General features: G+C 66.4%; 1 protein-coding gene. It reads left to right on the top strand.

From position 1 onward, the window contains the following. A partial coding sequence (locus tag E4K09_RS02815; RefSeq protein ID WP_425293806.1) for an ABC transporter permease subunit occupies positions 1 to 223 on the top strand: 223 nt, incomplete at both ends.

Below are 223 nucleotides of genomic sequence, written 5' to 3'. Positions count from 1 at the left end.
GCGGGTGCGCACGCTCACCTACATCATTCAAGGCATCTGCGTCGGCATCGCGGTGCTCGTCTATGTACCCCGCCTCGGCTCCGCCACACCAACCACCGGTCTCCTGTGGGACCTGCAGGCCATCACCGCCGTCGTCATCGGCGGCACCGCTCTCAGGGGCGGCGTCGGCCGTATCTGGGGAACCGTCGTCGGTGCGGTGATCCTCGAACTCGTCGCCAATATC

The sequence above is a fragment of the Microvirga pakistanensis genome (assembly GCF_004458765.1).
In the GTDB taxonomy this organism is placed as follows: Bacteria; Pseudomonadota; Alphaproteobacteria; order Rhizobiales; family Beijerinckiaceae; genus Microvirga; species Microvirga pakistanensis.
Note: the sequence above shows the minus strand (reverse complement) of the source record. Positions and strands in the feature narration are given on the sequence as shown.